The sequence below is a fragment of the Dactylosporangium sp. CA-139066 genome (assembly GCF_050936175.1).
Taxonomy (GTDB): Bacteria; Actinomycetota; Actinomycetes; order Mycobacteriales; family Micromonosporaceae; genus Dactylosporangium.
The window spans coordinates 2,672,441-2,691,144 of the sequence record NZ_JBNJNH010000001.1 but is presented as its reverse complement, the minus strand read 5'-3'; the positions used below and the strand labels follow the sequence as shown (position 1 = coordinate 2,691,144).

General features: G+C 66.7%; 16 protein-coding genes and 1 pseudogene. 9 read left to right on the top strand and 8 right to left on the bottom strand.

Going from position 1 to position 18,704, the window contains the following annotated elements:
• Window positions 1-64: 64 nt before the first annotated feature.
• The 6 genes from ACQEVU_RS12325 (at window position 65) to ACQEVU_RS12300 (ending at window position 7,533) form a co-directional block, all read left to right on the top strand.
• Window positions 65-1,537 carry a site-specific integrase gene (locus ACQEVU_RS12325; RefSeq protein WP_433322864.1) on the top strand — a complete coding sequence of 491 codons (1,473 nt, stop codon included), beginning with the start codon at window positions 65-67 and terminating at the stop codon, window positions 1,535-1,537.
• Window positions 1,537-3,255 (top strand): hypothetical protein, encoded by a 1,719-nt coding sequence (locus ACQEVU_RS12320; RefSeq protein WP_433322863.1) that lies wholly within the window; start codon window positions 1,537-1,539, stop codon window positions 3,253-3,255. The genes ACQEVU_RS12325 and ACQEVU_RS12320 overlap by 1 nt, the downstream gene beginning before the upstream one ends.
• Window positions 3,252-5,450, top strand: coding sequence for a hypothetical protein (locus tag ACQEVU_RS12315; protein WP_433322862.1), 2,199 nt, complete (start codon window positions 3,252-3,254; stop codon window positions 5,448-5,450). The genes ACQEVU_RS12320 and ACQEVU_RS12315 overlap by 4 nt, the downstream gene beginning before the upstream one ends.
• Before the next feature lie 50 nt (window positions 5,451-5,500).
• Window positions 5,501-5,908: a hypothetical protein gene (locus tag ACQEVU_RS12310; RefSeq protein ID WP_433322861.1), complete on the top strand. Its 408-nt coding sequence runs from the start codon at window positions 5,501-5,503 to the stop codon at window positions 5,906-5,908.
• A 124-nt stretch (window positions 5,909-6,032) separates the two neighbouring features.
• Window positions 6,033-7,088: a hypothetical protein gene (locus ACQEVU_RS12305; RefSeq protein ID WP_433322860.1), complete on the top strand. Its 1,056-nt coding sequence runs from the start codon at window positions 6,033-6,035 to the stop codon at window positions 7,086-7,088.
• A 295-nt stretch (window positions 7,089-7,383) separates the two neighbouring features.
• Window positions 7,384-7,533 carry a hypothetical protein gene (locus ACQEVU_RS12300; protein ID WP_433322859.1) on the top strand — a complete coding sequence of 50 codons (150 nt, stop codon included), beginning with the start codon at window positions 7,384-7,386 and terminating at the stop codon, window positions 7,531-7,533.
• A 181-nt stretch (window positions 7,534-7,714) separates the two neighbouring features.
• Here ACQEVU_RS12300 and ACQEVU_RS12295 read toward each other — a convergent pair whose 3' ends face one another.
• From ACQEVU_RS12295 to ACQEVU_RS12270, 6 genes and pseudogenes are all read right to left on the bottom strand, one after another.
• Window positions 7,715-8,128, bottom strand: a complete 414-nt coding sequence (locus tag ACQEVU_RS12295; protein ID WP_433322858.1) for a pyridoxamine 5'-phosphate oxidase family protein — start codon at window positions 8,126-8,128, stop codon at window positions 7,715-7,717.
• A 415-nt stretch (window positions 8,129-8,543) separates the two neighbouring features.
• Window positions 8,544-10,616, bottom strand: coding sequence for a hypothetical protein (locus ACQEVU_RS12290; protein ID WP_433322857.1), 2,073 nt, complete (start codon window positions 10,614-10,616; stop codon window positions 8,544-8,546).
• Window positions 10,617-10,817: 201 nt separating this feature from the next.
• Window positions 10,818-11,156 carry an Imm51 family immunity protein gene (locus ACQEVU_RS12285; RefSeq protein ID WP_433322856.1) on the bottom strand — a complete coding sequence of 113 codons (339 nt, stop codon included), beginning with the start codon at window positions 11,154-11,156 and terminating at the stop codon, window positions 10,818-10,820.
• 836 nt (window positions 11,157-11,992) lie between these two features.
• Window positions 11,993-12,265 carry a TRADD-N-associated membrane domain-containing protein gene (locus tag ACQEVU_RS12280; RefSeq protein ID WP_433322855.1) on the bottom strand — a complete coding sequence of 91 codons (273 nt, stop codon included), beginning with the start codon at window positions 12,263-12,265 and terminating at the stop codon, window positions 11,993-11,995.
• A pseudogene (locus ACQEVU_RS12275) lies at window positions 12,265-12,924 on the bottom strand (IS630 family transposase); the annotation flags it as partial. The pseudogene ACQEVU_RS12275 and the gene ACQEVU_RS12280, both read right to left, overlap by 1 nt.
• 274 nt (window positions 12,925-13,198) lie before the next feature.
• Window positions 13,199-13,600 carry a hypothetical protein gene (locus ACQEVU_RS12270; protein ID WP_433322854.1) on the bottom strand — a complete coding sequence of 134 codons (402 nt, stop codon included), beginning with the start codon at window positions 13,598-13,600 and terminating at the stop codon, window positions 13,199-13,201.
• Between the two features lie 400 nt (window positions 13,601-14,000).
• Here ACQEVU_RS12270 and ACQEVU_RS12265 point away from each other — a divergent pair, with 400 nt between their 5' ends.
• The 3 genes from ACQEVU_RS12265 (at window position 14,001) to ACQEVU_RS12255 (ending at window position 15,880) form a co-directional block, all read left to right on the top strand.
• Window positions 14,001-14,771 carry a CHAT domain-containing protein gene (locus tag ACQEVU_RS12265; protein ID WP_433322853.1) on the top strand — a complete coding sequence of 257 codons (771 nt, stop codon included), beginning with the start codon at window positions 14,001-14,003 and terminating at the stop codon, window positions 14,769-14,771.
• Window positions 14,772-14,997: 226 nt separating this feature from the next.
• Window positions 14,998-15,180 (top strand): hypothetical protein, encoded by a 183-nt coding sequence (locus tag ACQEVU_RS12260; RefSeq protein ID WP_433322852.1) that lies wholly within the window; start codon window positions 14,998-15,000, stop codon window positions 15,178-15,180.
• A gap of 16 nt (window positions 15,181-15,196) precedes the next feature.
• On the top strand, window positions 15,197-15,880 hold the full coding sequence (locus ACQEVU_RS12255) for a class I SAM-dependent methyltransferase (RefSeq protein WP_433322851.1): 684 nt from the start codon (window positions 15,197-15,199) through the stop codon (window positions 15,878-15,880).
• 547 nt (window positions 15,881-16,427) lie between these two features.
• On the opposite strand, the gene ACQEVU_RS12250 is transcribed toward ACQEVU_RS12255, so the two are convergent.
• Together ACQEVU_RS12250 and ACQEVU_RS12245 are read right to left on the bottom strand one after the other, a co-directional pair.
• Window positions 16,428-16,598, bottom strand: a complete 171-nt coding sequence (locus ACQEVU_RS12250; protein WP_433322850.1) for a hypothetical protein — start codon at window positions 16,596-16,598, stop codon at window positions 16,428-16,430.
• Window positions 16,599-17,700: 1,102 nt separating this feature from the next.
• On the bottom strand, window positions 17,701-18,543 hold the full coding sequence (locus tag ACQEVU_RS12245; RefSeq protein ID WP_433322849.1) for a transposase: 843 nt from the start codon (window positions 18,541-18,543) through the stop codon (window positions 17,701-17,703).
• Window positions 18,544-18,704: the final 161 nt, after the last annotated feature.

Genomic DNA, 18,704 nt, shown 5'->3' with positions numbered 1-18,704 from the left:
GGACGTGTGGCCTGGGAGTTTGGGCGTTGCGCTGAGTCGTGTGGTGTTTCTACTGTCAGCCCCCGTGATCTTGACCTTCTTCTCTGCCCGGGGCTGGCAGTCGTGGGATGTGGAGCATCGGCCGTTGATCCCGGAGGGCATGCCGGTTCTCGTCGACGACGATCTGCGGTTCGAGGACGGCCCGGCTGCTCCGCGTCCGGCGGTGGTGGTGAACAGGTGGTTGCGGGAGTTGCCGGCCAGCGGCGCGCCGGCGGCGAGTTCCTGGGAGGTCTACGCCCGGGTGGTGAAGGATTGGGCGGAGTTCCTGTCTGAGCACGGTGTCGGGCTGTTCGAGTCGCGGGAGCGGCTGAAGTCAGGGCTGAGCCGGTACGCCGAGCACCGCGCGGCGGGGCCGGTGAAGGCCCGGTTCGCGGCGACGACGTGGGGCCAGCACATGAGCGTCCTGTCGCTGTTCTACCGGTGGGCGATGGCCGAGGGGTACGCGTCGGCTGAGCCGTTTACCTACCGTGCCGCGCGGGCGCTGTTCGCCGGGACCGGGCGGGAGGTGCGGCTGAACCTGGCGATCCGCCGCACCCCGAAACCGCACGTGACGATCAAGTATCTTGAGGCTGATTTCGTCGCGCTGTTCCGCAACGGCCTGCGGGGGCTGGCTCCCGACGGGTCGGCGGACTCCGGGTTCGCCGGGCGGGAGATGGCCCGCAACGCCGCGATCGGTGATCTTGCGCTGTCGACCGGGCTGCGGCTGCAGGAGTTCACCTTCCTGCTGCCGTGGGAGATTCCGGCGTTGCCGTCCTCGCCGTCCAGCGTGCCGATTCCGTTCGTGGTGCCGGCGGGGATCACGAAGGGCCGCAAGCTGCGCACCACGTGGATCTCCTATGCGGTCCTGGCCGGGCTGCACGACTACCTGCAGCTGGATCGAGCCGCCGCGGTCGCCGGTGCGTCCTGGCGTCCGCCGAGTCGGTGGGGCGAGCCGCTTGCAGTCACGGAGCCTGATGCCCGTGGCGGCCGGGTCAACGGGGTCCGCCGGTCGTGGAATGCGCTGACACCGGCCGAGCGACGGCGGCTGATCGGTCCGGAGGGCGGTTCATGTCTGCTGGCGGTGAAGAGCGGCGGCGGCCCGTTCACCGCGTGGGGCACACTGTTCGAGCGCACCTCCGACCGGATCCGGGCCCGGTTCGAGCCGCGGTTTCCGCACGTGAATCCCCACCGGCTTCGCCACACGTTTGCCATGAGGACCTTGGAATACCTGGTGACCGGGCACTACCGGCAGGCAGCGCGGTTGGTCGTGGACACCGACGCGGACGCCGCGCTGGCGTTCTACCTGTCCAAAGCCGATCCGCTGCTGATCCTGCGCGATCTACTCGGTCACTCTACGGTGCTGACGACCGAAAAGTACCTTCGCCGTCTGGACACCACGCGCATCTACAGGCAGGCATACGAGGGAGCTCGAGCCGCTGCGGGCCTGACCGATGACGCGGGAGCCGAGCGGGAAGCCGCCGCTGAGTTCCCACCGGACGCTCCCGACGGGGAGGCGTGATGCCGACTATGCTCGTCGAGGAACCCCTGGGCATCAGCTGCGTGTTCAGCGACGGCCGCCGGGCCGAGCATCGCCTGGACGACCTGCCCAACCTCCAGCTGGCGCGGGATCTGGCCGCTGGTCTGGTGAACCTGATCCATCCGCACGGAACCGCCGATTCGCCGGGCACTCTCGCCTTCTACGTCCGGGCGCTTCGAGGCATGGTCGAGGCCCTCACCGATGCGGGCTTCACCGGCGGCGCCGGTGATCTGCGCCGGGGCCAGATGGCCGAGTTCTGGATGGGCTGCACCGCGACGCGGGAGGCGATGACCCGCAGCCTATTGGAGGGCTTCGCCGAGGGCGGCGGCGCTCTGCGCGACGGCGTGCTCGAGCTGGCCGCCGGACGGCACTTCAATATCCAACCGAATCGGCGGCCGCTGCCACCCTATCCGGAAGCCGAGTGGGCACACCTGACCACGGTTTGCCGCGCCCAGGTTGACGACTCCTACGCGGCCCACCGCCAGGTGCTCGTCGATGCTGCCCACGCTCAGCACCCGAGCGTCGGCGGCTGGGAGCCGGCGAACCTGCGCTGGCTGCTGGCCCGCATCGGACCGGTCAGCATCCACGAGTTCGGCGCTCATCTGGGGGTGTCGTCGACGGTCGTGCACCGCCGCGGCGGTTTCCACGACGCGTCCCGGGCCGCGTTCCCGCATCTGGACGTGTTGATCGCCTATCGGCTGTTGTTCGGGGTCTACTCCGGCATCGTCCCCGACGGCATCGCGGACCTTGTCGTCGAGGACATCGACTGGGCCGGGGACTCGACGATCCTGCTGTCCTACATCAAGCGCCGCACCGCGGCCGAGAGTCTGAACCTGCCCCGTCCGGCGGTGCGATTGCTGGAGCAGTGGCTGGCGCATTCGGCGCTGCTGCGCGGGTTCGTGCCCTCGGACGAACGCGGCAAGCTGTGGTTGGGGCTCAGCGAGCCGGGAAAGGCGCTGCGCGTCCGGTCGATCAACCCAAGCGCTGTCCACCGCTGGGTGACACGCCACGGATTGCTCATCGGCCACGATGGTCAGCCGCTGAAGCTGCACCGGTCACGGATCCGGACCACCCACCACGCGATGCGGGATAAGAGCACCTGGACCGGCAGCGGGCGAGCCACGATCGACCCGAACCACACCCCGGCCGTCGAGGGCGATCACTACCTGACGGCCACGACCCCCGCCCAGCGGCACGCGGTGGAGACCATCGTCGAGGACGCCCAACACGACATCCTGCGCCGTGCCCACCCTCCGACGGTGATCACCGAGGAGACCGCGGCAACGCTGGCCGCCGGTTACCCGCAATTGCTGGCCGTCATGAACCTGGACACCGACACGATCGCGGAGCTGGTCAGCGGGGCCCGGGACGTGTTCACCGCGGCCTGCGGCGACCAGCTGTCCGGGCTGCACGGCCCGAAGGGCAAGCCGTGTCCGGCCCGGCCGTGGGTCTGCCTGCTCTGCCCGCTGGCCGTGTTCGCGCCACGCCACCTACCCAACCTGCTCAGGTTGAAGGCATTCTTCTCCCGTCAGTGGCGGCAGATGCCCGCCGCCCAGTTCATGGCCGTGTTCGGCCCCTACGCCACACGCGTCGAGCAGATCCTGGACCGCTTCGACGCGGCCGAGGTCGCCGCCGCGGCAGCGATGGTCCGGGACAGCGACGACGAGATCCCGCTGCGGCCCGAGGAGCGGACAGCATGACCGTTGCGGCTCACCTCACCGAACAGCAGCGGCCATCGCCGTTCCACGGTCTGGACGTCTGCCAACAGGCAGGATTCCAGCTGCCGGCCAACGCCCACCGCCCGGTCTTCGAGCACGACCTGTGGGACTTCACCGACGTGGTCAGGCTGCCAGTCGACATGCCGTTGGCGAGCCGACGCTTCAACTTCGCCGCGATCATCGATCTGCGGTGGCGGCTGGTCGCCAAGGAGCTGATGCTGGCCATGCTCGTCCCCAGGCATCCGGCGGTCGCGTTGCTGCCGCGGGCCTACCGCACGCCGCTGCACCTGCGCAGCTGCGCCGGCCGGCTGGATGAGATCGTCAGGTTCTTCGGCTGGCTTCAGCAGCGCGGCATCACCAGCCTGGCCCAGGTCGACACCCATGTCTGCGAGTCCTACCTGGCGTTTCGGCGCTACCTCACCGACGAGTCGGGCCAGGTCATCGGCGAGCAGAGCCACGCGATCAGACGCGCCGCCGCGCAGGTCGTCGTCGACCTGGTCGACTACCGGGAACTGTTCACCGCCGATCGTGTCCGGGCCGACCTGCGCCCATGGAACGGGGCGTCCGCCTCGGCCGTCGCCGAGATGCCGTCGGGCAGGACCGGGAACAAGACCCAGCCGGTCGCCGACAAGGTCCTGCAGCCAATGCTCGCCGCTGCACTGCACCTGGCCACCGTCCTCGGCCCGCACGCGGTCACGCTGCACGACGAACTGCGGCATGCCGACCGAACCTTCGCCGCCCGCACGGCCGGACTCCGCCACGGCTCGCCGACCGCAGTCGACGACATCATCAAGGTGATCGAGGACCACGTCACCACCGGCACGCCGCTGCCCATGATCGAGGAGCACTGCATCGGCGAGCGGATCGCCGCAGGCTGGTCGCCTGACGACCCGCTGCTGCCGGTGGCCACGGATGTCTTGGCTCGGCAGGCCGGCTACTCCTACCTCTGGGCGCGTTGGCGCCCGACGTTACACGGCCCGCTCCGCGACGCGGTCGCCCTGGTCGGCGTCGAGAAGATCTTTGCCCGCCGGGCGGCGCAGGCTCCCACCGCCGAGGGCGCCAGCACGCTGCCCTGGACTCTGCCTCTGCACCGGGCGCAAGCCGAGGCCATGACCGGGGTCGTCCGGACCGCCGCGCTCATCGTCCTGGCTGCGGTCTCGGGCATGCGGGCCAGCGAGCTCATGGCGCTACGCGTCGGCTGCCGCCGTCCGATCGAGGAACCGGTCACCGGGCTGCGCCGCTTCCGGATCGCCAGCAAGGTCGTCAAGGGACAGCCGCTGGGCGGCACGGACGACGAATGGATCGTTGTCGAACCCGTCTATCAGGCCGTCGGGCTCGCCGAGCAGCTGCACGACACCCCACACGACGGAGCCTTGCTGTTCGGTCGCTTCGCGTTCACCGTCCGCTATACCTGGTTCAAGAACTGGGTCAACTCTCCGGCCGGGCAACGGCTCGGGCTCGCTGCGATCCCGGACGGCCCGGTGAACCTCAGAATGCTGCGCAGAACCCTGGCCCTGGAATTGGCCTACCGACCCGGCGGCGTCCTCGCCTCCAAGATCCACCTCAAGCATGTCGCTGTCGCCACCACGGAGGGCTATGCCTCGCGCCCCGGCGGAGCGCAAGCCGAGCTACTGGCCGAGGTCAACAAACACGAGACCGACCGCAACCTCGACCTGGTCCTGGCAGAGTTCCGCAACTTCCAGCAAGGCATTCTGCCCGCCGGCCCCGGCGCCCGCAGCCTCACCGCGTTCTTCGCCAGTATCGACACCGAGATCACCGCAACGCCCGAGACCGCGCCGAGGATCCAGCACAACGATCGCGACATCCTCAACCTGCTCACCAAGCGCGCCAAGGTTCTGCACCTCGGCCCGGCGAACTACTGCTGGTTCACTGACCCGTCCCGGGCGCTCTGCCTCAGAATCGCCGGCACCCCGACCGCGGACCGCCCGCTGGTCGGGATGTGTGACTCGGCCCGTTGCCCGCAAGCCACCCACCACCCCGTCCACCGGCCGGTCTGGGCCGAGCACGCCGAGCGGACCAAGACCTTCATCGGCCAGCTCGGCAAGACCCGCACCGTCGAACACACCCGTCTGCGCACCGACTACGACCGGGCCCTGCGCGTCATCGCCGAAATCGACGCCGCGACCACACCCCAACCCGACCAGGACACCCCATGAGAATCAGCGCGGCCCAACGAACCGAGAACCACAACCGTGTCCGAGCAGCGATGGACCGGCTCCTCCGCGGCGAGATCCCGCCCGGCGGCAACTGCGACATCAAAACCCTGGCCCGCGAAGCAGGCGTCGACCGCACCGCCTTCTACGGCAACCGCCCCTACACCCACCTGCGAACCGAGTTCGAAGACCGCCTCCGACTGCTGCAGCAGACCGGCCAGACACCAGACCCACGCGTTGCCCAGATCGCTCGGCTCAAGGCGGATATCGACAATCTCAAAGAGCGGATCTCACAGGCGGACCAGAAGATCGCGGAACTCACCGACTTCCGCGGCCAGGCCCTCGCCCGGCTGGCCGCGCAACACGACGAGATCGTTCGGCTCCGCGAGATCGCCGCCGGCGCGAGCCAGGTGATCCGCCTGCTGCCAACGAACCGCTCCAAGACGATCGGCCCATGTTGAACCTGCGCAGCCGCTACGCTGCCGCAGGTGAGAACGAACTTTCCTCATCGGGCAGCTGCCGATGGCGGATGATCTAGCAGTGACTGGTGCTCGGACCGTATCGGTCGCAGCGTGCGGTCGTGAGTTGGCAGTTCGGGTGCTACCGGCGCGCGATCAGCAGTTTCCGCTGTTCCCGTCCATCGGCGAATACCCGGTCTATGACGACATCGTCTACGACGGCTTCGATCAGCCGGACGAGCGGGTCCGCGCTTATCGTGATGCCATCGACGACGCTGTCGGCGATAAAATCGTCCTCGACATCGGGACCGGCCGGGACGCGCTCTGGGCCATCCACGCGGCTCGAGCGAGTGCCCGGCACGTCTTCGCGGTCGAGCAGCAGCCCCAAGCCGCCGGCCAGGCCCGGCAGGCGATCGCGGCCGCCGGGCTCACCGACCGGATCACGGTCATCGAGGGACTGTCCACCGAAGTGGTCCTGCCTGAACCGGCACAGGTCTGCATCTCTGAAATCGTCGGGAACATATCCTCCGCCGAAGGCGCCATCGCCGCCCTCGGCGACGCGCGGCACCGACTCTGCCGGCCGGACTGCGTCTGGATCCCCTTCCGGATCCAGACCTGGGCAGCCGCAGTCGACCTGTCCGCTCATCGTCCTGTGATCGCCACCGAGAGCCTGCCCTACCTGCAGCAGGTCTTCAACGCGGTCGGTCAACTCTTCGACCTGCGACTCTGCCTCGGCGGGCCAGTCGGGATGCTACCCGTCTCCGGCGCTGCACCTGTCGAGTCGATCGTCTTCGACCACCGCCGTGACCCGCCCCCACCCGACACCGCCAGCACCGTCGAACTCACCATCGACGTCCCCGCCGCTCGGGTGACCGGTCTGATCCTCTGGACCCGCGTCGCGGTCACGTCATACATGGCGGAGATCGATACGCTCACGTGTGATACGCGCAGCTGGGCGCCGATCTACGCTCCCCTGTCGCCGGACGGGATCCCCGTTCGGCGCGGCGATGCCCTGACCATCGCCTTCGAGCGCGCCACCAGCGATGACGACCTGCACCCCGACTACCGGTTGTCCCTCACCTGGCCTCGCATGGCCCTTGATCCGGCGACCTGGACCAGCCGCCATCACAGCGGCGATTTCCGCACCACACACTTGCACCGGGAGCTGTTCCCCGCACCCTGACCGAGCCGGAAAGGCACGACGACTCGCACGATCGTCAACGACCCTCCGGCCTCCACCAGGTCGAGGGTCAAACACAAAGGGCTGAGTGTCGCGATTCGCGAGTCGGATTGATGTCTGGCCAAGCCTTCACCGAGCCCCAAAAAGCTCTGTGAGCTGCGCCACAAACACGGGCCTACAATGCAACACGCCCGAGTGACCGCGGCGCAGAGGAACCATCGAAGAACCGCCGCTCAATGGCGACACGAACGTTCAGCACACGGGCACTGCAGAAGAAAGCCACACATTCGTCACGACCATGCTCGACGCCGGCGTCAGCCTTCGCGATGTGCAGATCGCCGCCCGCCACGCCGACCCGCGTACGACAATGCGCTACGACCGAGCCCGCAACAACCTCGATCGCCACCCCAACTACATCCTTGCCGCCTACATGGCCTCCGGAACCTGACCTTGGATCACGACCATGCCGAATTCAGTGCATCCGACCATGCGCCTAAGCTACTGCTGTTCGCCGCCTCGCCGGTTCCCTCCTTCGCACCAGCAGGCGACGGACTCATCGACGGTGGAGAACGTTAGCGTCCATGTAGTGTCGACGACGCGGCCGGGCTGCGCCTGCCGCTACCGGTCGATCACGGCTCGCCGAGATCCGAAGAGAGCCAATGCTCCGGCTCCAGCTCGATCCGGTACTCGCCCCGCGCGAACCTCACATACGGCTCGACCTTCTCCGGCGCGAGATACCTGCTGGCAATCACACGGAGATCATCATCGCTCGAAGGCCCGATCACGCTGGCTCGTCCCTCGACCGAGACATAGCGCGTCGTGGGCGCCACCCGATCGACCATCAGTGAGAACCGACCAGCCTCGGCAATCAGCTTTCCCTTACGCGAATCCCGATGGGTCGAGACCCAGAGCGGACCGCCCGGGACGTAGTGGTACCAGATCGGGACGACCAACGGCCCACGGCCCGGGCCCGCGCTCACAGACAGTGCGGCAACATGCGGCTGGGCGAGAAACTCCTCGCGCTCTGGAATCGAAAGCGACATGAACCAAGGCTCCTACCCACCACCGACAAGATCTAGACCTCCGGCACTAAGGGGTCAAGATTCGAGTTTTCCACCGTCGTTGACATGTAGAGCCACCGGGAAGATCGACGAACGCCGTCAGCCACCGTGTCGACACTGTCCATGTCCGAATCGAGCAGGAGGCGCGCCAGGATCATCGGCTCGGTGACAGTCGGTACGGATCGCCCGCACCCAGAAATATCACTCTTGAGGCACGGCCTCGCCGGCATCCTCATTTGCCGCGATCAGCTCGCTACGGAACGTCATCGAGAGCTGGTCGGCAGGCTCGCGGACATGCCGATGAGCGGATCTGATCAAGGATGGGGCTGCCTCCGACAACGTGGGACGGTCAATGAAGGCGTGGCAACCGCGGTAGGCGTAGGCGTGGACCGTGGCCTTACCGGTCACCGGGTGCGGTTGGGCCGCTGACCTCGATCGAAAGCAGCACGTCGGCGAGTTCGCGCATCAGTTCCTCGTCGTTGTCGACCCCTCCGGACCGACCCCCACGGTCGGGGCGGGTGAGTTCCGCGCGGATCTGCGGCAAGGCTGGTATGGCGGCGGAACCCATCCGTTTCAGACCGGCGGCGACATGGTTGCCGGTTGCGGAGTTGTGCTGCCATGCCTGAAGGAGAGTGTCCAGCACGACGGGTGCTTCCGGCTCGCCACCGATGTCCCAGATCGCTGTGGCAGCGTGCACGCGATTCCATTCATAGCCGTCGGTCAAGAGGTCCCGTAGGCGGGGCAGCGCTGCAGTTGCTGGCGGACCGATCTGGCCGAGCACGTCGGCCGCGTCCCGAAGTGCGTAGGTGTCAAGCAACGCAAGAGCGAGCGGCATGACCTCGTCGAGGTCGCCGCCGACCGCCCAGAGTGTGGTGACGGCTGCTGACCGCGTCCACGTGTCGTCGACGGCGGCCACCGATCTGATCTGGTCCAACGCGGGCGCTGCCACCTGACCGAACGCCCGCAACGCCCCCAGCGCGGATCGCACCACGTCCCAGTGCTTCCGTTTGGCGGCGGCGGCGAGTGTCTCGGTGATCAGGGGCAATGTGGCGAGGTCGCCGAGCTTCGCCAGAGCGGACAGAATGCCGCTCGCGCTCGGCTGCCACGTCTCGGACAGATCGGCGCGGCCCAACCGGGCACAGAGGCGGGGCACCAGTTGATCCGCCGCTTGCGGCAGCATTCCCGTCACCTGAACGGCGAGCCAGGCGTCGACGTCGCTGTCAAGCGCCACCAGGAGGCTGGGTACGGCCCGAGCGTCCCCAAGCCGGGCCAGTGCCATGACCGCCTTCTGGTGAAGTCGGCGCAGATGCCGCCGCGGGGTCACCCATCCGTCCGGCCCATGACTGGCGAGTAGGGCCGCCAGGGATTCCCGGGCTGGCTCCGCGAGCGCATAGTGCCGCTCCAGCAGCGTTGCCGCCTCGGCCGCGACTTCCAAGTTGCTCGCACCGAGTTGAGCGGCGACAAGCCGGATCAGGGCGTCGTGATCCCCACGCAACGATCCAAGAAGATCGCTCGTCATCCGGATCGCGTCCAGCCGAACGCCGGGTTCAGGACTGCCCAGCTGCTCTACCAGCAAGTCGGTGCGCTGCGAAACCCGCGCACCCAGCAGTTGGTGCAGCGTACGCAACAAATCTGTAGTCAGTGCGTACCGCCGGTTGACACGGTCCAGATCCTCGAACGCCGCGGCGACGAAGGGTGGCACACCGTCGGCCGGCGGCGCGACCGGCGGCGGCTCCGGCCACGGCTGCTCCGGCGGTGCGGCGTCGGCGATCTCGCGCAACAGCCCGATGCCAGCCGGCACGAGATCGTCGCCGATCGCATCCGGAGTGCACCGGGCCCGGTGGATCAACGCGGCGAGCCGGAACTCCGGTTCACCGGCCGGGTCTGCGGCAAGGCTCGCGAGCCACCTCGTCGCCGCCAGCGTGATTACCGGTAGCCGTTGGGCCAACGTGGCCGTCGTCTGCGTCACCAGAAGGCGTTCGAGCAGGCAGAACTTCATCGCCGAGCGGTCCTGGAGCAGGCTGAGGGCCCGGTTGGCATCGGCGAGAAACAGGCCCAGGCCCGGGATGGCAGCCTGACGCAGCCGGCAGGCGGCATCCCCTGCGAGGTCAACGAACGCCTCCGCGTGTTCCCGCAGGAACGCCGCAGCGCCCACGAAGTCCGCATCGACGTAGTCGATCTCGCATTGATCGACCGCCATCTCCCCGATGCTGACCAGCAGAGCGACGATCTTGTGGCGGTCCGGTGTGGCCGGATCGCCGACCAGTTCGAGCAGGAACGGCAGGCTCGCTGTGGTGCTGGCGTAGACGTCACCCTGGTGGTGAACCTTGCTGTAGAAGTCGCTGAGTGCCTGACCCCGTACTTCCGCATTCGGGGAGCGCAGTGCTTCCAGGATCGCTGGCACCTCTTCGGCCGACCCGTAGGCATGGTGCATCGACGCCCAATCGACGTCGTGAAGTCCGCTGAACATGCCCGGCACTATGCCAGGACCCACCGACAATTTTCGGCGCGGCGCTGCCCCCGCGGCTGGAGGTCTCTCGCAGCGAGACGGGGGATTGCGGCGGTCTCACATCCGCATCTGGCCGGGCTGCGGTCGTACCGCCAGTCAACACGTAGCCGCGATCAGCGCGCCGGTTGTGGCTTCCGACGTGTCGACGTTCCGCCCGGCGAATCAGTCGTCGAACTCGAAGCCGCGCTGCGCTCCGAGGGCCAGCAGCTGACGGATGCGGTCGGCATCGACCGTTGCCTCCCGCAGCCGGGTGGCCAGTTCATCCACCGCGGCGCGGTCCGGACTGTACGCAAGGAACGCGCCAGCCTCGGAGTCGAACTCGAACCTTCCTTCCAGATGGGGTGCCTCCGTCACGATGAGCAGCTCGGCGACGCCTTCCCAAAAGACGCCATTGGGTTCGTGGCCGAGCTCGGCGATCACGCTGTCCACTCCGGTTGTGCCCGCAATCAGGTACAGCCGGTGTTCACCAGGTGCGACTTCGTCGACGTTGATCGAATTCATCGCGCGATAGTGGCAGGTCACCGTCGCAGCCACAAGGCAGAACGGCTGAGCAGACATCCGTTCATGCCGCAACCGTCGCGGGCTGGGTCAGCCAGCGTCCATGCCTCACACGGTGGCAGGGCGGTCGCCGACAGCCAGGCTGACATTGTTGCCGAAGAAGCTAGCAGTACACCTGTAGGTGGACTTCGAGGTCGCCGTCGAGGTGGGGGAGGTAGTCGGCGAGCCCGGTCGCGGTTGCTCATTCGTCGGCGCGATCCGAGACGTTCCACCGGCGCTGTTTCCGTCATGATCCAGTCGCGCACCCGCCCACGGTCGCGCCACCATTCGCGCACAAGACTCGCCGACCAGTGGCTGCCACCCGTCGCATGCCCAGCCCGCCCACGGGTCCTCCTGCGCGACGACAGCACGCAACTCCTCGATAGCCTCCGCGCCACCGGCTTCGAGCCGGTCCGCATCTCCGATGCGGACGGGCTCGAACCACTTGCTACTGTTCGCGTGGCGGCAACGGCCAGCAACCGTCGATGACCACGACGTCGGTATCGCGGCCAGTCACCGCCGTTTCCCATGCTCTGGGGGACCCGCCCCGGCAGAGACCTGGGCTTTTCATCGCCAGCAACGCCCCTGACCTGCTGGTTTACCTTTGCCGCAACGTGCGCTCGGGCGCGCGTTTCGGACTGCAGAAGATGGATCGCACCTGCGCCAAGCAACGCGCCGTCTCCCGGCGATCGTCGGTACATCAGCTCATTGCCCTTGAAGCAACGACGACCGGCCGCACCCCTTGAGCCAGGCCCTCGCACAGCACCCGATCCACGATCGGCACCAGGTACGCCAGGGACTCAGCCGCTGGCCGACTCCTGCGATGCCGCGGGCACCTCACTGGCGATGGTGCGCACCAGGTCGGCCATGATCATGTCCCGTTGATCGGTGGAGATGTTCGCGCAGACACTGTTAGCCAGTAGGTATTTCTGCATCCGCTCGAGACGGATGTGGAATGAGTTCAGCTGCGCTGACGTACGCGAGTACAGCCAGAAGTTGAGTCCGGCGACGACCTCAACGACGGCGCCGCCAACGGTGCTTACCACCGTGGCGCTCGTTGCAGTTCCACCCACTAGTGTCCTGCGCCGGAAATCCGCCTACAAAATCGTGCGAGTGACTCGAGGATCTCCTCGGCGGTCTTGGTCCAGATGAACGGTCGTGGATTGCTGTTCCAGTCGGTGATCCACGACCGGATGTCGGCTTCGAGGGATTGAACGGACTTGTGGACGCCGCGGCGGATCTTCTGTTCGGTGAGGAACCCGAACCAGCGTTCGACCTGGTTGATCCAGGATGACCCGGTCGGGGTGAAGTGCATATGGAACCGGGGGTGGCGGGCCAGCCACGCTCGCACGAGCGGGGTTTTGTGGGTGCCGTAGTTGTCGCAGACCAGGTGGACATCGAGTTCGGCCGGCACGGTCTTGTCGATCGTGATCAGGAATTTCTTGAACTCGACCGCACGGTGCTGGCGGTGCAGTTCGCTGATCACGGTGCCGTCGGCGATGTTGAACGCGGCGAAGAGGCTGGTGATGCCGTTGCGGTGGTAGTCGTGGGTGCGGCGTTCGGGCATACCCGGCATCATCGGCAGCACGGGCTGGGACCGGTCCAAAGCTTGGATCTGGGACTTCTCGTCCACGCACAGCACCACAGCCCGTTCCGGCGGGTTGTGGTACAGCCCCACGACGTCGACTACCTTCTCAATGAACTGCGGATCGGTGGACAGTTTGAATGTGTCCGTCGGGGCCGTGGGGACCCACCGCGGTGGTGGCCGAGGTCCGGTCCAGGTAGTCTGGGCGATGAGACCGGCATCGTCTCCCGTCGATGCCGGTCTCATCATCCGCGAGTGCGGCTACGGACGCCGTCGACCGCGCCGGGAGGCCCGGGCGGCGTGCTGTTTCATATCGAGGTGCTACGCCCTTCGCGTACTTCCGTCCTTTCGATGCATGGCGTTGGCCACGATCGATGGTCACGCAGTGCGCCAGGTCGCTGCTGGCAATAGGTCATTGACATCAAAACTGTCCCTTGAATTTCACGATCACGTCGCCAAGCCGCGCATTGGGTTCACCGCTACAGTCGTACGAAATTGCCGGAAGCGCGAGCGGACTTCCGGTGCCGGCGACTCCCTTTTCGATGCCAATATTCCGAATTGCACTGAGTTCCTCATCCTGCGGCGCCTGCAGGAACTGTGCACAGGTCGATTCCGCGGTAAGCCCATTCGACTTCACCTTGTCGTAGACGGCTCTGCCCGCCAGGATCGCTACGATCGCCACTACAATGACGGCGATGACCGCGACCAAGCCGCCGAAATTGGTCTTCTTATTGTTGTGTTGATTGCCTCCGACGATGTTTCCGCCGGGACCCGTTTGTGCATGGGACTGGTTGGACCGGATGGAAAAGTTGTCATTCGTCACCCTTTGTACCGCCTCTCTGCATCGTTCTCGGTTGAGTTCCTGGGCGAGCCCTCGGCGGGCGGCCCGCCGCTATCTGACGGACAGCCGAGTCGGACTGCACTGACAGCCAACTCGGCAGGTAACTGCTAAGCGCACAGAGACGGTCGAAGCACCCGTTGTCGGACAAGTCGGTGAGGCCCCGGTCGCGGTTGGAATCGCCGGTGTGTACGCCACACGGACGACTCCCGTCCTATCCACGGCCCCGTACGCAAGTCATCCGAGGTCCGATGGCATCCGAGTCGAGCACCGCCGAGGTTGATTTGCCGCTCGGCGAGGCTGTCCGTCAGATAGTGGCTGACGGCCTCGCCGAGGGATGCGCAGAGGTCCCGATGTAGGCCACCTATGCTGGAAGGCGGTACAAATGGCGACGAACGACAACTCTTCCATCCGGTCCAACCAGTCCCATGCACAAACGGGCCGCGGCGGAAACATTGTCGGAGGCAACCAACACAACAACACGACGAACAACCTCGGCGGCATGGTTGGCCACATCGATCTACACAACCGAGCGCCTGTTAAGAGCCAAACTGATTCCGGCGGCACCGGCAAAACCCGAATTCTGATGCTCGCCGCGAACCCGAGCAGCACACCGCGTCTCGCCCTCGATGTGGAAGCCCGTGAGATCACCGATAGACTCCAACTCGCCCAGGCCAGAGAGTCATTCGACCTCATTACATACTGGGCGGTCCGGCCGGTTGACGTTTTCCAGCAGCTCAACCAGCATCGTCCTCACATCGTGCACTTCAGCGGCCACGGCAACCGGTCAGGTGAGATCGTCCTGTCGACCAGCGATCGCGACGATCAGTTCGTAAGCATGGCCGCCATGGCCGAAGTTTTCCGGACCGTGAAAGAGGACACTCGCATGGTTGTCCTCAATGCCTGCTACTCAACGCTCCAGGCACATGCGATCAGTCAACACATCGACTACGTCATTGGCATGCGCGCACCCATAGACGACAAGTCCGCCGCTATCTTCGCCGCGGCATTCTACTCAGCACTCGCATTCCAACGTACCGTCGCGGAAGCATTCGACCAGGCAAAGGTCGCTATCGAGTTGCACCGCCTGCCTGGCCACTCCATACCGGAACTCATCGTCCGCCCGGGAGCAAGGCCGTACCCTTTTTCGCCCTGAACCAATGCGTCTTCGTTTGTAGAATCCATCAGGATGCGCGGGCCGCGCCAATACAGGCGTGCATTCAACCGGCAATAGTCCGGCCTTCAACGAAGTTCGACATTTACTACGGTGCCGAAAAGCGAACCGCATCTGCTTTTCGGCGGTCCCAGCTCGTCGCGGCCCGTCGAGACTGAGGCTTCCACCGACGTGCGGATACTCGACGCTCGATACTTGGAGATTTCACATGGGAAAGAAGACGGACGCCGTTGTCAACGGCGTGAACATGACACTCAAAGTAATCACTTCGCTGCTCTGGCTGGCGGCGGGCATCGGCGGATTCGCAGCGGGGCAGCCAATTGTCGGAATAATTGCGATCGCATACCTGGTGTATCTGTGGGTCTTCGGCGGTCGCTGGCTGATCTACTGACATGGCTATCCGTCGAATGGTGTTCTGGGCGGCGTACGCCCGCGTCTACGATCAACTGTGGGACAACGAGCTGATGGCCACCGTCGGCGCGTCGGTCGCCTTGAAGCTCCCGGCGGGCAGTGCGGTGCTGGACGTGGGCGCTGGCACAGGGATCGTCGCCGCCAAGCTCCAGGCCCACGGCCACGCAGTCACGGCATGTGAACCAACGCGGGCCATGGCCGTGCGCTGCGCCCGGAAGCTGCCCGGTTTGGCGCTGACCCGGACCAAATGTGAGGACTTGGCGGCCGGCGTTGCCGACAACGTGGTCGCGGTCAACGTGGTGCACATGCTGGAGGATCCGGTGCTCGGCGTGGCCCGGCTGCGTCGGGTCTGCCGTCCGGGCGGTGTCGTAATCCTGGTGACGCCCGATCCGGACAACGGCCTATTCGCGGTGGCCGCGGCCCAGCGTCGGGCCGGTGTACACCGCTGGCGGGCGGCCCGGTTCGTTGCCTGGCACCTCCTACTCGGGCCGCTCGCCGCCCTGTGCGGGCTACCCGCGCCCCGTCAGCTCGACTGGGTCCGACCAAACTCCGCCTGGCTGACTGAGGCAACCGATCGCATCGGCCCGATTGGCGGTGTGTTCTGGCTCTTCACCCTCCCAGCCGCCGGGGGTGCCATGCCGTTGCCAGACGCCAGCTTGCGGGGACGAGCCGCGTCGTAGTGTCCTCGGGAGTCCGATGACTCGCCCGACCAGCCTGGTATGCCAGCCGGTGACCAGCGTGGTGCGTCGCAGTTCGCCTCGTAAGTGGTGCGGGGAGGTGGGATGCCGAGGACCGGGCGTCCCGCCACCCCGCTGGCGCTGACCGATCCCAAACCTTCCCCCGACCGGGTGTGGGCGGTGGAGGACTGCTCCGGGATCGGCCGACACATCGCCCAGCGACTCGTCGCCGACGGTGAAACCGTGATCGACGTGCCCGCGAAAATGTCCGCGCCGGGTCCAGGTCGTCGACACCGGCCAGGGCCGCAAGACCGACCCCGTGGATGCGCACAGCGTGGCCGTGGCCGGCCTGCGCGTCCGGGCCTGCGCACGGGTAGCGGCGGACGCCCCTCACCGTCGCGCTGCGGGGGCTGGTCGACCGGCGTGACGAACTCGGCAGGCCCTGCACCGAGGGCGTCAGCCACATCCACCACCTGCTGCTCGAGCTGATTCCCGGGTGGCCGTACGGACGTGTTGGGGACGTCGAGGCACATCCGCGAGGCGGCCCGGCTTATTGCGCGGCGTTCAAGAGAAGCACGAAGGCGGCGTTGAGGATGAGGACGACCGGCGCCGTCGAGGTGTGCATGGTGCCCGGCGTGATGTTCACCGTGCCGCTGGCCGTATCGCTGGCGGCAGCCGGGCGGCGGGCATGGTGGTCCCCTGAATACGGCTTGTCGATCATGTCGGGGTGAGGAGTCGTCCTTTAGCTGCGGCCTAACGCGAAGTTGACCAGGCGATCACTCACCGATGGCGGCACCAACGTAGCTCTATGGCGCAGAGGCAGCGTCGGCAACGCCAATACGTATTGGCGACGCTCACCGGCACTCCCGTTACCCATGGGTGCATTCCACCACGTAGCCTTCACGAGCCCTTGAAGGCCCATGAGACTCGCCTGGTGCCAACCGGCACGCGGATCTGCCGCGGGTGTTGCTCTGTTGCAGCACCGACGGTGTCACAAAGAGTGACGCTTCACGCCGCCGTCGAGGCTTCCAGTCTGTCGATGACACTAAACGTGATTTTGGTTGTGACCACGTTTCTCCTTCTCCGTACAGTCACCGTGGGTGGTCGCAGGCTCCGCAGGCTCGAGGACGCACTCGGCAAGGACCGCCCATCGGCCTCGCGCCCGTCGGCATTGCCGGATCCCGACGGGCGCGAACCGCTTGCTACTATTCGGGCGGCGGCACCGGCCAGGAACCGTCGATGATCACGACGTTGGTATCGCCGCTACCAACGGCCGTTTCCCATATTCGGGGGGACCCGCCCCGGACCGAGACCTGCGCACTTCATCCCCGAAACATCCCTGACCTGCAGGTATACCTCCGCCAGAACATGCGCTCGGGGCCGCGTTTCGGGCTGCGAAAGTGGATCGCACCTGCGCCAAGGACACCTTGGCCAAGCCTCGCACAGCACCCGACCCACGACAGGCACCACATACGCCGGGACTTCCGGAGCCCCTCCCCGTCGGGACAACCGACGTAGAACGGCAGTGCCGAACTGGCGCACCGCCCGCGGATCTCGTGCGCCCGACTGCCGCCGCGAAGCCGGCCCGTCCCTTGATCGGGTGCGCACTCATGGCGCCCCTCTTTGTCAAGCGGCGGCTGAGTTCGGTGTTCTAGGCTGGTGGTCGGCGGGTCCGGGAAGTGACTGTTCCGAAGTGCTGGCCTCGGGGTTTGAGTCAGCCGCGCTGGATTGCAGAGTCGCCCCCGGTTGTCCTCCCGGACCCGTCGCCAGCCGCTGGATATCGCGGAGCATGCGCCGGTAGATCACGTCGGACAGGCGCCGTTTCAACGCCCGGATGGCTTCCATTGCGGTCTTGCCCTGGGCAAGGCGGCGGCGGTAGTAGGCGCGACCTGGTTGTCGTGTCGGAGCTGGACGATGGCCATGATGTGCAGGACGCGGTTGATGCGCCGGTTCCCGGCCCGGGACAGGCGGTGCCGTTGCTGGTCACCGGAGGAGGCGTCCAGGGGTGCGGTGCCGTTCCAGGAGGCGAAATGCCCGCGGCTGGTGAAGCGGCGGATGTCGCCGATGTCACCGAGCAGGCGGGCGGCGCCGGACGGTCCGATGCCGTTGAGCTCGAGCAGGCTGCTGCCGCTGTCGTTGACCAGGTCGGTCAGTTCCTGCTTTGCCGTCTTGATCTTCTTGTCGATCTGGATGAGCTCGCCGATCAGTTCGGATGCCAGCCGGCGGCGGGTCCGCCCGACGAGGTCATGCGGCCGGATCGTGGCCAGCAGCGCGCGGGCCTGATCGGCGGACAGGAACGTCTTGGCCCCGCCGGGCAGCAGTTCCAGTAGCAGCTTGTGGATGCGGTTGACCAGGTCGGTGCGGGCCTGGCCGAGTTCGTCGCGGCGGTCGACGAGCAGCCGCAACACCACCGTTGCATCGTCGGCGACGACCTGCCGCAATCCTTTGGCGCGCAACGCGACGACGGCGACGCTGTGCGCGTCGACCGGATCGGTCTCGCGGCCGTGGCCGGTGGCGAACACCCGGGCCCGGGCGGACAACTTCGGGAGCACGTCCACCACGGTCTCGCCGTCGGCGACCAGCCGCTGCGCGACATGCCGACCGATGCCGTTACAGCCCTCTACTGCCCAGATCCGTTCCGGGTGACGACGGCCGAGGGCAAGCATTGCCCGGGTCGCCGTTGGCGCGCCATAGCCGGCTCGAGCTCGAGATCACCGACCCCGGGCAGGAACGGGCCGAGCAGCTTCGTACGGCGGTCGCGGCGGTGGAAGCGAGGTTGATCCCGGACCCGCGGACCCGCCACGTGCTGTGCGTGGTGGCGGATCGG